Source organism: Undibacterium sp. TJN25 (assembly GCF_049339885.1).
GTDB lineage: Bacteria > Pseudomonadota > Gammaproteobacteria > Burkholderiales > Burkholderiaceae_D > Undibacterium.
This window is the reverse complement of sequence record NZ_JBMPPM010000005.1, coordinates 1-14668: the sequence shown is the minus strand read 5'-3', so window position 1 is coordinate 14668 and position 14668 is coordinate 1. Positions and strand designations below refer to the sequence as shown.

The 14668-nt window shown below is 51.1% G+C and carries 13 protein-coding genes and 1 riboswitch; of the genes, 5 read left to right on the top strand and 8 right to left on the bottom strand.

From position 1 onward, the window contains the following. Positions 1-48: 48 nt before the first annotated feature. Positions 49-447: a tol-pal system-associated acyl-CoA thioesterase gene (gene ybgC / locus ACO0LO_RS13405; protein ID WP_422964731.1), complete on the bottom strand. Its 399-nt coding sequence runs from the start codon at positions 445-447 to the stop codon at positions 49-51. A gap of 133 nt (positions 448-580) precedes the next feature. Next, positions 581-1327: an SDR family NAD(P)-dependent oxidoreductase gene (locus ACO0LO_RS13400; RefSeq protein ID WP_422964730.1), complete on the bottom strand. Its 747-nt coding sequence runs from the start codon at positions 1325-1327 to the stop codon at positions 581-583. Between the two features lie 287 nt (positions 1328-1614). Then, positions 1615-1766: riboswitch (ZMP/ZTP riboswitch) on the top strand. Between the two features lie 125 nt (positions 1767-1891). Between ACO0LO_RS13400 and glyA the strand changes: the two genes are divergently transcribed. From glyA to ACO0LO_RS13385, 3 genes are all read left to right on the top strand, one after another. Further along, on the top strand, positions 1892-3139 hold the full coding sequence (gene glyA, locus ACO0LO_RS13395; RefSeq protein WP_422964729.1) for a serine hydroxymethyltransferase: 1248 nt from the start codon (positions 1892-1894) through the stop codon (positions 3137-3139). Positions 3140-3251: 112 nt separating this feature from the next. Further along, a complete protein-coding gene (nrdR, locus tag ACO0LO_RS13390; RefSeq protein ID WP_422964728.1) occupies positions 3252-3704 on the top strand; it encodes a transcriptional regulator NrdR in 453 nt (150 codons plus the stop codon). Between the two features lie 160 nt (positions 3705-3864). Continuing rightward, positions 3865-4557, top strand: a complete 693-nt coding sequence (locus ACO0LO_RS13385) for an energy transducer TonB (RefSeq protein ID WP_422964727.1) — start codon at positions 3865-3867, stop codon at positions 4555-4557. 241 nt (positions 4558-4798) lie between these two features. Here ACO0LO_RS13385 and ACO0LO_RS13380 read toward each other — a convergent pair whose 3' ends face one another. From ACO0LO_RS13380 to ACO0LO_RS13355, 6 genes are read right to left on the bottom strand one after another with little or no spacing between them, the layout of a single operon-like run. Next, the gene (locus ACO0LO_RS13380; RefSeq protein ID WP_422964726.1) at positions 4799-9034 is read right to left on the bottom strand and encodes a pilus assembly protein; all 4236 of its coding nucleotides are present in this window, start codon (positions 9032-9034) and stop codon (positions 4799-4801) included. An 8-nt stretch (positions 9035-9042) separates the two neighbouring features. After that, entirely contained in the window at positions 9043-9687 is a 645-nt protein-coding gene (locus ACO0LO_RS13375) for a pilus assembly PilX family protein (protein WP_422964725.1), read from the bottom strand. Next, positions 9684-10727: a PilW family protein gene (locus ACO0LO_RS13370; protein WP_422964724.1), complete on the bottom strand. Its 1044-nt coding sequence runs from the start codon at positions 10725-10727 to the stop codon at positions 9684-9686. The genes ACO0LO_RS13375 and ACO0LO_RS13370 overlap by 4 nt, the downstream gene beginning before the upstream one ends. A 2-nt stretch (positions 10728-10729) precedes the next feature. After that, positions 10730-11158 (bottom strand): type IV pilus modification PilV family protein, encoded by a 429-nt coding sequence (locus ACO0LO_RS13365; protein ID WP_422964723.1) that lies wholly within the window; start codon positions 11156-11158, stop codon positions 10730-10732. 12 nt (positions 11159-11170) lie between these two features. Further along, positions 11171-11716 (bottom strand): GspH/FimT family pseudopilin, encoded by a 546-nt coding sequence (locus ACO0LO_RS13360; RefSeq protein ID WP_422964722.1) that lies wholly within the window; start codon positions 11714-11716, stop codon positions 11171-11173. Further along, positions 11710-12156: a type IV pilin protein gene (locus tag ACO0LO_RS13355; RefSeq protein WP_422964721.1), complete on the bottom strand. Its 447-nt coding sequence runs from the start codon at positions 12154-12156 to the stop codon at positions 11710-11712. Before ACO0LO_RS13355 ends, ACO0LO_RS13360 begins: the two co-directional genes overlap by 7 nt. 338 nt (positions 12157-12494) lie before the next feature. Between ACO0LO_RS13355 and ribD the strand changes: the two genes are divergently transcribed. Further along, entirely contained in the window at positions 12495-13568 is a 1074-nt protein-coding gene (ribD, locus tag ACO0LO_RS13350; RefSeq protein WP_422964720.1) for a bifunctional diaminohydroxyphosphoribosylaminopyrimidine deaminase/5-amino-6-(5-phosphoribosylamino)uracil reductase RibD, read from the top strand. Positions 13569-13579: 11 nt separating this feature from the next. Then, positions 13580-14209 (top strand): riboflavin synthase, encoded by a 630-nt coding sequence (locus tag ACO0LO_RS13345; RefSeq protein ID WP_422964719.1) that lies wholly within the window; start codon positions 13580-13582, stop codon positions 14207-14209. Positions 14210-14668 lie beyond the last annotated feature (459 nt).

The window sequence follows — 14668 nt, the reverse complement described above, 5'->3', positions numbered from 1 at the left end:
CAATAGTTCGGGGGATTGGCGGTGTGCTGCCGTACCGAAACAGCAGCTTTACTGAATTTTGCCCAGTACGTCGGCCGGTATTGCGCTGGGGCGCAGGCTGGCAGTGCCGACACAGCCGACCTTGATCCTGCCGGTGGCCAGGCAACAGGTTCCACACCAAGCTTCCTGCACGAATTGTACAGAAGCACGACCCAGCTTTTCGACCACCACCGTGATTTTCAGTTCATCATCCAGCTTTGCCGGTGCATGATACTCGACTGCAGTGCCCTTGACGACAAACATGACTTGGTGCGCCTGCGTCATCTGCTGCTGGCTGATGCCGGCGGCGCGTAGCCATTCTGTCCTGGCGCGCTCGAAAAATTTAAGATAGTTGGCATAGAAGACGATGCCGCCCGCGTCGGTGTCTTCATAATAGACCCGGATGTTCCAGCTAAAATTGTCCTGCATATTCCTGTTTCAAAAAATCGGGAAACCAGGCAAGGCAAAGCCGGAGCTTGCCGCCTGATTCCATTGTGCCGCCGGAAAACCGTTGTTGGTATCAAAGAGTATCAGGAACTGCACTCGCCAACACGGCGTTTTTTCAACTACGCTTGATATTCAACGGCCCATACCCCTGGCAAGTCGGCATCATTTCTATGATGTTGACATTGATGTGCGGTGGCAACGTCGCTATCCAGTAGGCTGTTTCTGCAATATCCGCTGCGGTAAGCGGCTGCGTACCTTCATACACCTTGGCGGCAGCGGCATCATTGCCCTTGTAACGGACATTGGAAAACTCGGTGCCGCCGCACAGGCCTGGTGCAATATTCGTGGCACGCACACCGGTGCCGACCAGATCGGCCCGCAGGTTCAGGGTAAACTGGTCAACAAACGCCTTGGTGCCGCCATACACATTGCCGCCCGGATATGGAGTGGAACCGGCAACAGAACCCAGGTTGATCACCAGGCCGGTGTTGCGCTGGACCATGTCCGGCAAGACCGCACGCGTGACGGTAACCAAACCCTTGATGTTGGTATCGATCATCGTTTCCCAGTCCTCCAGCGAGGCCTGGTGTGCGGGCTCAGTTCCCAGCGCCAAGCCGGCATTATTGACGAGCACGTCTATCTGCTTCCATTGAGCCGGCAAGCCCTGCAACGCGGACTGCACCGACGCTTTGTCGGTAACGTCCATCTGCACCGGCAGGACTGCGCTGCCCAGTTCAGCAGCCAGCGTGCTCAGCCTGTCGATGCGGCGCGCCGCCGCAATGACCTTGTGGCCGTGGCGCGCGAACTTGCGCACCATTTCTTCGCCAAATCCTGAGCTTGCACCGGTTATTAGAATGATCATGGTTTTCCTTGTGTATGTGACAGACCTGCGTTAACGAAACTTAGGGAATGAGGGAATGCGTAGTGCCAGGCCCATATTTTAGAGCTTGTTGACAAATTAGTCTTGCGGCTTACAGATTCCGGACTTTACCGCAGCAAGCTGGCTTGCCAGGTGCCTTGCCTTGTCTCTTTAGCCAGCCCTATCCGACCTTTTAAAAATTTCCAAAAGGGAAATATAAATTCCTGTTATTGATGCGCGTTGCTTAAACTTGCTGAAATCGGGTGCGTAACGTAAAATTTGGGCACCATTTCGTCTCACGTAACTGGCGAAAACGTCCAATCAGGTGTGTTCTGTAAAGAATATGCGTGCTATAGCGGCGGAAGATGGGTATCCATCGGGAAGCGTGAGATTCTTCAGGTCTGTTGCATAGAGACCTTAGCCGTACGCCTGGGTAGCCTGGATGGTAAAAGCGATTAAGGCTGCCTATCCCCTATTTGTCCAACGAATGTACTGCAGCGTTGTACGGCAAATGAACAGGATGGGCGCCTGATCCACCACACTCACCTTTACGACAGGAAGATAGCCATGTTCGCAAAAAACCATACCCTCGCCAATATCGATCCGGAATTGTTTGCCGTGATCCAGAAAGAGAATCATCGCCAGCAGGAACACATCGAGCTGATCGCATCGGAAAACTATACGTCACCGGCAGTCATGGAAGCTCAGGGTTCGCAACTGACCAACAAATATGCGGAAGGTTATCCTGGCAAGCGCTACTACGGCGGCTGCGAGTTCGTTGACGTCGCAGAACAGCTGGCGATAGACCGCATCAAGCAGCTGTTTGGCGCGGAAGCCGCCAACGTGCAACCCAACTCCGGTTCGCAGGCAAACCAGGGAGTGTTCTTCGCCGTGCTGAAGCCGGGCGACACCATCATGGGGATGTCGCTGGCCGAAGGCGGCCACTTGACCCACGGCATGCCATTGAATATGTCCGGCAAATGGTTCAACGTCGTGTCCTACGGACTGAACGACAAGGAAGAGATCGACTACGACGCGATGGAGCGCCTGGCGCATGAAACCAAACCAAAGCTGATCATCGCCGGCGCATCCGCTTACTCACTGCGCATCGATTTCGAGCGCTTTGCCAAAGTCGCCAAGGATGTCGGCGCTTATTTCATGGTGGACATGGCGCATTACGCCGGCCTGATCGCCGCAGGCGTTTACCCGAACCCTGTACCGTTCGCCGATTTCGTTACTTCAACTACGCACAAATCGTTGCGTGGCCCGCGTGGCGGCATCATCCTGATGAAGGCTGAACACGAAAAAATCATCAACTCCGCGATCTTCCCTGGCCTGCAAGGCGGCCCGCTGATGCACGTGATCGCCGGCAAAGCAGTAGCCTTCAAGGAAGCGCTGACGCCTGAATTCAAGGCCTACCAGGAACAGGTCGTCAAAAATGCGGACGCCTTGGCAAAAGCATTGATAGAACGCGGTTTGCGCATCATCTCCGGCCGTACTGAATCCCACGTCATGCTGGTGGATTTGCGCGCGAAGAAAATCACCGGCAAGGAAGCAGAAAATATTCTGGGTTCCGCACATATCACCTGCAATAAGAATGCGATCCCCAACGATCCGGAAAAACCATTCGTCACGTCCGGCATCCGGCTGGGCAGCCCCGCGATGACGACCCGCGGTTTCAAGGAAGCGGAAGCTGCCAAGGTGGGCCATTTGCTGGCTGACGTGCTGGACAATCCGCATGATGCAGCGACCATAGAACGCGTGAAGGCTGAAGTCAAAAAACTGACAGACGCTTTCCCGGTCTACGCTTCATAAGAGACGCCTAGAAACAAACCTGGTCGGCGCTACGCGAAGGGTAAAGAGTTCGTGTCGCCGGCCCGGTCATTTGCAGTAAAAACCTTCACCTGCGGTCATCCACAATAATTATATGAAATGCCCCTACTGCCACCACGACGACACCCAGGTCATCGACACGCGCGCGCCTGAAGACGGCAATACAATACGCCGCCGCCGCCGCTGTACGCAATGCGACAAGCGCTTTACGACCTATGAACGCATAGAACTGGCAATGCCGGTGATCGTCAAGAAAAACGGCAGCAGGACGGAATTTGAAACTGGCAAACTGCGAGGCAGCCTGATGCTCGCTCTACGTAAACGCCCGGTCTCGGCAGAAGCCGTCGATACGGCCATCCAGCGGATAGAAGAAAAACTGCTTTCCAGCGGCGAACGGGAGGTCAACTCCGGTTATATTGGTGAGCTGGTAATGCGGGAGTTGAAGCGTCTGGACAAGATTGCCTATATCCGTTTTGCTTCGGTGTACAAGAGCTTTGAGGATTTATCGGAGTTTGCCGAGGCGATTCAGGAAGTGAAGAAAAACTAGGCGCCGCCCCAGCTTGCGCAACTCACGAGCTTTTTCATCAAATAATGGCCAATACCACTCTAAGGTCTTGAGTAATCGCCCGCTAACCGGCATATATTGCTAAAAGCCGATTTTTATATTTCTGGAAGACTTTCTGAATGGAGCTGGCACGCCACCGAGTATGAAGTTTTCACTATCCAGATCGCTCACACTCATCATCCAGGAAAGCGAACAACTCAATAGCGTATCCTTTCGCGCGCTGAGTATGCTGCTCTCTACTACGGCACACGTCCTTCTTTATCTGTCCATAGGAATTTCACATGGAGAGCGTGGTGATCGATTTAAAGAAGGTACGGCAACCCAAAAAAACCTGACCATCCATTTACTTCCGCAATTGCCGGATAGCACAGAGTCTACTCAGGTTGCCGCGGAAGAAACGCCATCAAAAAATATGGAAGATGAGCAGAATAATCCAGCCGGCGAGCTGATAGGCAATCCAGAAGAAACGGCAAAAAAGATGGCGCCGCTTTTTGAGGTGACGCTGCCGCCGGAGCCTTATTATTTCACAACAGACCTTTTGACCGAAAAACCGAAGGTTGCACAGGATTTACCACCCGATTTGGCACTGTCTTTAGGCACAGCAGGCGCCCGTGCGGCGATATTACGATTACGTATCAATGAAAATGGTGAAATTGACGAAGTCATCGTGGAAGACAGCAATTTTTCCGAAGAGGAAAAAGAGCGTATCATCGCCGCTTGCAAAAAGATGAAATTCAAACCGGGCAGGTTAGATGAAATGCCTGTCAACACTGAAATGCGAATTGTATTATCTATAGACAGCGGCGCGCCTGCGTCATCAAAGAAAGCCCGTTAAGGCTATTTCCGTCTCCTGACTTGGACATGCTCCTACGCGGCATAGCCAAAAACAGCGCATCTGCGAAATTTCATCCATATGTTTCGGCGAGCATTCCATTCCGCTCCAAATAGGGAGGGCTGTATTGGAATCTGCTCGGGCCACGTAGTTTTTCCAGCTTGTTTCCAAATCAGAATACACCAAGAAAAAAGCTCCTGCAGACGCAAGAGCTTTTTTAATGTCTCGATCAACGAACTGATGTCTACTGCCCTGGAATCAGCTCGCGCCATATGACCCTGGTGGAGTGGTAGGCGGAACCGCTTGCACCGTCGGGAATCGGATCCTGCGGTTGTTTCGGTGTCGGATCATCAGACGTTACAACAGATACGCTACGCGAGCCATCCGGTAAATACACGATATTCATACCGACAATAGGGTGATCAAATTTTTGAGAAACAACACCGTTGGTCCCTAGACTATGGCCTGTAAGATAATCAAAATAATTAAGATAGCCATATCCTGCAGGGGAACAAACTGAGCTTGAATTCCCAGAGGGAACCGTTGAAGGAACGAATAAAGTTCCCGCATCCAGCATAGGGTCAACATTCACCCGTTCGCCGGAATCAGGCAGATCTACAAACCAGCCCAGGTCCTTCTTGAAATCGACCGCGACAGGCGTAGTCTCAGCGCGAGTACTACCAGTACCTGAAATGGTTTGCTTGATCAGGGCCGTCCGAAGTGTGGGCAAAGTAGCTGTCGCATTATCGTCTTTGATTGCATAAATACTTTGACCACCGGTGCTAAGCAGATCGCTGATTTCCAGATATTTGCCCGTGCCCACAAAAACTACCCTAGTGCCATTGACATTACCAAGCATAGGTTCTGTAGTGATGGGTTGAAAATTGTTACTTGCATCTTTCAATGTCGCCAACTTAAGCACAGTACCTGCATTAACATCGAAGCGCCATAAGTCGCCGTTTAAATCACCGCCATATGCAGGACCTGCGGTATTGTTAATCTCCGCACTGTCTGCCCAGACGGCCAGCTTAGCCAGCCCGCTGGGTGACGCAGAAGTACCAGATTTATCAGTGATACGGGGAGAGCCGGTTGCCGTATTTACTGGAGCGCCAGTATACGCATCTCTGACCAACACTACACCCTCACCTGTGCCTGGCGACGTGTTGTTATAACCGGAAGTCAGCAACACAACCCAAGTGCCATCAAGCTTTTTAGTGATGACAGGATGGCCAAAACTATATCCAACATCGGCATCCGTATTTTGGTCAATTTCCCACAACAGCTTTGGCTGAGCCGGGTCGGTAATATCCAGCGCATAATATCCGCGGCCGCCGCCGTTGAGGCCTGCAACCAATATGGTATGCCAGGCGCTACCACTATAGACATCGGCAATAACCGGGGCGCCATTTACAAAATTTGCATGCTTGGTCGCATAGTTATTGTCGGCAAGAACCCATAAGTTGGGAATGACCATTTTTGGAATATAGGCCCATTTTTCTATCCCCGTGGTAGCGTCAAACGCATGCAGCATGCCATCATTGGAGCCGACATACACCATCTTTGCCCTGCCCGGCGACCCTCCTGGTGTTCTGTTTGCAATAAACTGCGCATATCCCGCGTCGGTGTAGCTGAAATTGGGTTTGCCGACAAAAGCTGGCTGCGACTCCGTGATATCACCCAATGTCACATCCCGCTGACGGAACAAGCGGTTGTCAACATTATTGGTGATATCGTTATTTGATGAGTTACCATCATACTGTGTCTGGCCCCGCAGGTAATTTACCAGGTTGCTGCCTTGCGCCTTGCCTTGTTGAACGGAGCTGAGCGCGGTCCACTGGCTCAAATTTGAACTAAGGAAGGTCCCAGAAAAATATGCCTGCTGGGCAGTAGACAAATTAGCATAGGTGAAATCGGTAAAAGCTCCGCTAGCATTCGAAATGTATATTTTTCGGCTATCGCTGGAAGGGCCAACCAGTCCACTCATCGTACCGCTGCAAGCATTGATACCCGCTGTAGTATCTACCCCAATATTTTCAGCGCACCATGTGGCGCTTTTGCTGACGGTACCGTCCGACGGATCAAGAGTGCGCCTCTCCAGGTTACCCGTCCATTTCACCGTGGTATAACTGGCGAGAAATACGTCGCTATCACCTGTCACAGGATTCAAGGTACTGGTTGCTGCCGCCGCGCCGGCGCCTTTTGCAGCGGCGATGGCTCTTAATGCACCGTTCAGTCCAGTGATCAGTTGCGAAGGATCTTTCGCACTAAAATAGGTACCACCGCCATTGACTGCCGCATGCCACAAATCGTCAACAGCAGTTTCCGTGTTATTGGCTGGGACTGGCCAATTGGTATTGCCAATATTATGCGTTAGATTATAAAAATCCCCCGAAGTGGCGGTCGCATAATTGGCCGTGTAATTTAATACGCCATTTACACCCAAACCCAAGGTAAACGTTGTCATCCTTTGTGTGGAGTAGTTGGCATCCGAGTCGCTACATACGTCCACTCCGCTGATATTACCTGAGCAATTATTAAATTTAGAATTGCGCAAATCCGTATCGAAAAAATACTTACCGACGTCGGCCAGCGTAAATGATGTCGGTGTGGGTCCCTCATACTTAGGGCGCGAATTCGGATCGCTATCCAGATTACCTATCTGTGAAGTCCCAGGCACGTCGTAGATGATGCTTTCATTATCACCATTCCAATAACCGTCTGTCGTCAATAAAGCAAAATTTTGTTGGCAGGAGTACTGAATAGGGTCATCGACTGCGGCCAAGCGCGACGTCGAATTCAGCTTATATCCCGCATACAACCGGCCTACACGATCCAATCCATCCCGTAGCGGTGTATTGCCACTGGGTGTGGAGCTAAATAATTTTTTGTACCACAGATCTTTAACACCCCCAGTACCCGCTGCAAAAGCGGCGACAGGAAGATAATTAGTGCCATAGATATCGATGAAGCCGACGCGGTATTTGTCGTCCACGGCCTGGAACGCGCGACTCACGGAAGTCTTCATCATCTGCATACGGGCCTGGTAATAAGTAAACCAGTTAGCAAAATTCGTCATTTCCTCCGTGTACGTGCATGTCGCGCCGGCACAGTCAGTGCGTGTCGTCGCTTTTGGATAAGTTTGCCCACTGACGATGTCGGTGCGAACGAAAGAACCGTAGTATCCGGCAGGAACTGCTGGAATAGCAGGGACTGCTGCTGTAGCGTCCTTGTAGCCGCTGAATGTACCTGTAGCAGTCGGAGCAAGAGTACAAGATCCGCCTGAAACCGCGGTAATGTTAACCGTGGTTGTCAAATTACCAGCGGAGACGGGAGCAGTGATTGTCACAGAATTGCCGCTACTGGACAACGTATAGCCGTTAGCACCTTTTCCATTGAGATCACTCGCAAGCGTAGTCGTAGATGTTTCCAATGGAGTTGCGGAAGATAAAATGCTGGTGCTGTTGCTCGACAATTTCATTGCCGAAATCCCGGCTTTTTTGGGATTAGAGCAACTGCTGAAAGTTATCGAAAAAGTTACAGAGGCCGGTACCGCGGCCTGTGCGGGCTTAGCAGCAGAGCCGGCAACCGGTTGGGTAAAAAATCTGGTTGGATAGCGTGGAACGGTAAAACCCGTGGTCGTCACCCTGGCCCTCTGGCAAAGCCCTGCAGCAGGAATATCTGCGTCGGCAGCAGCAGCCGTCTTGCACCAGCGAACCGTGGCAGGAATGGTAAATGCGCCCGAGGCAGTTGGCTGGCAATTAGTTAAATTATCAGAATCGCAGTACTCGCCTGCATTAATCGTATAGTAGTGTGGGCCAAAAGTACGGGCCACCGTCGTCGGCGCTACCGGGGAGCCGGTCGCTACAAATCCACTACCGGTTGAAGTCGTTGAATGCACAGTGGTGTAAGCTTTACCGTTCACCGTACCTGGCAAGATGTGATTATCGTTTCGAAGGCAATCCCCATATTGGTTATCTGTGCACCATTCAGTATCGGCATAACCGGTAACAAGATTTGTGCTGCCGTCACTGGTCTTGAAGGCATTGTTGTTAACCGAAGTCCAGGAAGTTTGGTTAGGCCACTCCGTGCCATCCGCATTCATTGCAGGCGAATATCTGATCGTAGGATTGTAGTAAATACCGTTATAGTCAGCGCTTTGATACGGTGCCTGATCGACACATGATCTGTTATAGGCAGGATTCTTTGTCCCATCGGGATTCGTTACCCCATCATTGCCTGTGTTCTTGCACAGCGAAGCTTCTCCTACATAATCACCCAAGTACTTATTGGCCATACTTCCCGACTCATCCAGGATGAACATCAGGTTGGGCTTCACTGTGGTGGCAGTGGCGTTTGCCAGTGGGGCCGTTGCCAAATTCACCGTAGCGGCCAATGCAGGCAAAGGCATGATGATATTGAGGGACAATCCTACGCATACTATGTTGCGTAAGGCCTGCCGTAAATTTATATGGGCATTCATGGGGGCTCCTAATAGGTAAATCCCTGGATGTAGCTGACTGTGTTTCTTGGCCCGGTAACCCTTGATGTAATCCTGTAGAGGGGAATCTTCCCTCCCTGCCGGCCATTCGCTAATGTTTCGTTTTTAACGTTTTTCGAACTGGTATCCGATTGAGAATCGCTAAAAAGGCAATTCGCATCTGAAAGCGCTTGATTTGCCGTGCGGCACATACGCTGGATGATGTAACGTACCGAGTTACCGCTGGCATCTTTTCCTGCATCCCCACTTTTTGCTGTTGCCCAGTTCGCGTCGGCTGAAAGATCCAGTGCAGGATCTGCATTTGTGTAGTAGCCAGAAGCAGGTGCATCCGTATTAAACGGATGGTTATCCGTGGCTTTCCAAGGATCCTTCCCTTGATTTGCGGCATCTGTCGTGGCCAGCCAACGATTTGCAGCTTCGAATCCACCATCGCCTGAGGATGTGGCCGCCTGCTTTAACGCAAGGTTGCCTGCTACTAGCGTTCCGGTATCGACGGAACGTATCAGTGCTACAGCAGCCAGCATCAGCGTCACCAAGGCAATCAGCGCAATAAAAAGTACTATGCCGCGCTGCTTGTTACCAGAATGTGTACGTATGCCATATTGGAGGGAGGCAGCGAAACGAGTATTCATCATAAGAGCGTCCTTGACCAGATGATGTTTCGCAATGGGATAATTGTTGTGAAGACACGATAGCGATAGTTTTGCCAATTCGGGTCGGCCGATAAGTCAATTTTGGGAGCTGGATCGGCAGGGGTATCAGGCCACGCGCAAGGCCCATTCGATGCCGGTGCGGTGCATGCAGAGGTCACCTGCTTGGCCTCTTTCAAATCATTGCGAGCAACGACGGCGATTCGCACAGCTTTAATCCGGTTACGGTCGGCGACAGTTGGTGTCGCCCACGTAGCGCCGGTAGCATCAACCCAATGATTTACCTGGTTGTCGCTCGCGGTCGCAGAAATGCCGTATTGCGCCTGAATATTAACTATGCCCACAACTGCGGGGCTAGTGTTTTCCACCAAATTGCCGGAATTGACTGCATAAGTAATTTCATTCCACGCGCCCATGCAGGCCATGGTGGCCCCGGTCACAAGTCCGGTCGCGGAATCCATAGTGATTTGTGTTGTATCAATCTTATTAACCAATGTCACTTTTCTTAAGGTGCAACTCGGTACCTGACTGACTAGGGCAATATCACCATCGGCGCATCCTAGATTATTTGTGACACTGACGACACTTCCCACCACGTTGGAAATACGAATGGGAGCACCACCCATTGAGGTGGTTCCGCTACGTACGATGATGGTGTCACTACCGCCGGTCGCGCCACCGTCAATAATTGATACCGGGAATATGCCGATAGGCGGCGTACTTGCATCGCCATCCTGATCTATTGTTGGAGAAGGATCACACTTAAGGGCAGTATTTTGTGTACTGTAAATCGGCAAACCGAATCCGGCTGCTTGAAGCCTTCGCTGGATCAGACCCATCGCTATTCCACCGTTAGTTTGTGCGTCAGCACTACCGCCAGTAGTACGCTTTTGCCCTTCAAAAACACCCATTACCTGCACTATTACAATAGTTACAATCAGACCTATTGCCAGACCTACCATAATTTCAGGCAATCCCAGACCAAGCTGCTGATATTCGCTTACATATTTTTTTTTGTTTTTCATGCCTATCCTCCGGCTATGTGACTGACAATTGTCACGTTGTGGAGATCGGTATTATTGGTGTTCGGCTGCTGCCACGTTACCGTGACGACAAAACAGCTCAGTAATAAGCTTGGATCCGTGCCACAGCTTGCATCCCCACGAACCGTTGTGCGCTTACCGTTAGGTAAACCGGTCGAACCGGAAATATCGGTCGCCACCTCGCCGTAGTTCGCAAGATTGCCTTGATCGAGCCATATTTGCGATACCCTCTGTTCCGCAATATTGGTGGCTTCAATCCGATATTTCGTATCCGAGGTACCTTTGATCATGGAAGCTTGTAGACCCACTATTCCAAGTATTCCGATTGAAAAAATGAAAATGGCAATCAACGCCTCCAGCAGCACAATGCCGCGTTGCCGTGTCCGAGCTAAATAACGGAAATTATTTTTCATCACAACGCTCCCTTAGCATGCTCTAGGATCTGTGCTGCTTGCATGCGGATCGCACAATCTCACGTTTCCACCGACGCCAACTGTCACATTCAAATTGCGTACTTTGCTTGCGGCGAGCACTGCAGGATCAAGTCCAACATTTATTTGGGTAAAGGTCGTGCCGGCTGCAGGAACCGGGGACGACATCCGCCCAAGGTTATCAAACGTCACAGCGGCGGCGGCCGGACTCACCGTTACGGCTGAAGAGGATCCTTCGCCTGTCGCCCTGCTCTGTATGGAAGTAGGGCAAGTAGCAGTGACGACAACGCAGCCGACGACCCAGCTTGAGCCTGATCCCATGGTCAGCGAAACTGCCGCATTGCGACTGACAGCTTCGGAGCGTGCCAACTGCAAGCCAGTCTGAATGGATTCCGCCGCCGTTCTCAGCTTCGCATTTAATATCCAGGTACTGTAGCTAGGCATTCCCATTGCAAGGACAATCGCCACGATCACCAGGCCGATCATTAACTCAATCAAAGTAAAGCCGCCGCTTGCTTTCAGATTTTGTATTCTCAACACGAATCTCCAGGTTTGGTGATCCAGCAAGCCACCGCTGCCCCAGGTGGAACCGTCGAATTTTTTGCATTGTCTTGATTAATGATGTATTGGTACCCCGCCATCCCTTTCCCACTTACCCCGTCAGCCTGAATGGCGTAAGAGCTTGCGGTGCTCGTACATGTATAGGCAAAATATTTAACGTCGGTGATGATGGCTGCGTATTTAGGATCGGTAGGAACGCAAGATGCATCGACATAGCTTGCGTATGAACGGTTATCTTGAAAAAATTGCTCGAATTTGACACGAGCATTAGCCAGATTACTGGTTGCTTCCTGAGTTTTTCCTCTACGCACATAATTTTGATAACTAGGTAAGGCGATAGCCGCAAGAATTCCGATAATTGCAACAGTGATCATTAATTCGATCAGGGTAAAACCCAGTATTTTTTTTGAAGATTGCATACGTCATCCTTTTAAATTTCGTTTCTGAAACACAACGAAACTCATACTACATTATTGGTACCGTTATGTAGAATGCTCTATTTGGCTTTTGCTGATTGACAACGTATCGCCGCTCATTAAAGTTTATCGCTAATTGCCTCATATTAATATTGTAAATGGGCATTATTCAAGCACGCTCAGATGAGCGGCTTGCTTAAGCAGATATTTGGTATCCTTTGCCTGCATACCGTCGGCGACTCAGTTATTGATAGCCTGGCCAAATGAACAAGTTAAACAGATAAATATCAGCTCAGATTGAAGGATATTCGGTGGATAAGGTTTCGAATTTAACGCATTTGATGTCTAAAACTTTGGATCTAGTCAAAAACACAACTCACCGTGTTGCACCGAATCCTAAAGTAGGGTGCCTTATCCTCAAGAACGAAAAAATAATAGGTAGTGGCGTAACCCAGCCCCCCGGAGGCAACCATGCTGAGATAGAAGCGATGAATGATGCACTGAGCCACGGGCACGATCTGACCGGCAGCACCGCCTTTGTCACGCTGGAACCCTGTAGCCACTTCGGCCGCACCCCTCCTTGTTCAGATGCGTTGATCAAGGCAGGCATAAAAACCGTCGTCGTCGGCTGCCTGGACCCTAACCCGCTGGTACAGGGTCAGGGCATAGCCAAACTGAAAGCCGCCGGCATAGAAGTCATCACCGGTGTGCTTGAGCAGGAGGCAAGGGAATCCAATCTCGGCTTCCTGACCCGCATGGAAAAAGGCCGGCCCTGGACCAGGATGAAGACAGCTGCCAGCCTCGATGGCAAAACGGCACTGCATAACGGCAAGAGCCAGTGGATTACCGGCGCCGCAGCGCGCCACGATGGACATCTATGGCGGGCACGAGCGGGAGCCATACTAACGGGCATAGGTACGGTGCTGGACGACGATCCACAGTTAAACGTACGCGGTGTCGAGGTTGCTACTCAGCCTTTGCGTGTCATTGTCGATAGCAAGCTGCAGATATCGCTTCACGCTAAAATACTGGCAGGCGGAGGCAGCCTGGTTGTCTGTGCTGTCGAAGATTCCCTAAAAATCCAAGCACTGCGCCAGGCAGGCACGGAAGTTATCTGCCTGCCCAATGCCAAAGGCAAAGTGGATCTGCCTGCATTGATGCAGGAATTGGGAAGGCGGCAGATCAATGAGTTGCATATCGAAGCAGGCTCCAAGCTGAATGGCTCGCTGATACGCGAACATTGTGTGGATGAGTTGCTACTGTATGTCGCGCCCAAATTGCTGGGTGATGCGCGCGGACTATTTGATCTGGATATACTGGAAAGCCTTGATGGAGCGACGAACTTGTCTTTTCACGAAGTAACCCAAATTGGAGAAGACTTGCGCATTCTTGCCCGATTTAATCCACCTCAATAAAGATTATCACTATGTTTACCGGAATCGTTGCCGCAGTCGGCAAAATTACCTCTTCCACCCCACTGGGCACATCGCCTGACGCCGGCCTGCGGCTCACTATCGATGCCGGTGCGCTGCCGATGGAAGATGTACTGATCGGCGATTCGATCGCCTTGAACGGCGCCTGCATGACCGTAGTGGCCAAAAGTGGCAATACCTTCAATATCGATATCTCCCGGGAGAGTCTGCGCCTCACCAGCGGCCTGGATGGTTTGAACGAGGTAAACCTGGAAAAGGCGCTGACGCTGGCGGAGCGCCTGGGCGGTCATCTGGTATCAGGACATGTGGATGGGCTAGGACAGGTCAAGGAATTCAAGCCTGTCGATGAATCCTGGGAACTGGTCATCTCGGCACCGCGTTCGCTAGCGAAATACCTGGCCTACAAGGGCTCAGTTGTCGTCAATGGCGTATCGCTGACAGTTAATCGGGTCGAGGATAGCGAAACCGACTGCTCTTTTTCCATTAACCTTATCCCTCATACGATACAGGTTACGACGCTGAAGCATTTAAAAGCAGGATCATTCGTCAATCTGGAAATCGATCTGATCGCCCGCTACGTCGAACGCATGCTGTCGGCCACGGATGTCGCCAGCATGAGTTAGAAATTACATTATTTTTCACAAGGGCGCTGCGGCGCCCTTTTTCACGTCTGAAGAAACGTAAAGCGATGAGACAAGGCAAAGCGGGCGGCGTTAAGTAGCGGCAGCAAGCAAAGGTCAATAAAGGGGAAAGGGCATTGGAAATACGAAGGGAGACAGAAGCCCGAAGGCAGGCAGTAGAGCATGCCCAGGAACTGAAGGCGCAAGGCCTTTTTGGGAATGGGGAATGGGGAATGGGGAATGGGGAATGGGGAATGGGGAATGGGGAATGGGGAATGGGGAATGGGGAATGGGGAATGGGGAATGGCAAAGTTAAATCAAAAAGTCTAAAGTCTAAAGCAAAAACCCCTCCGTCTTGCGAGGGAGGGGTTTTCTGGATAAAAGCCTGACGATAACCTACTTTCACACTGGTTGCAGCACTATCATTGGCGCAGAGTCGTTTCACGGTCCTGTTCGGGATGG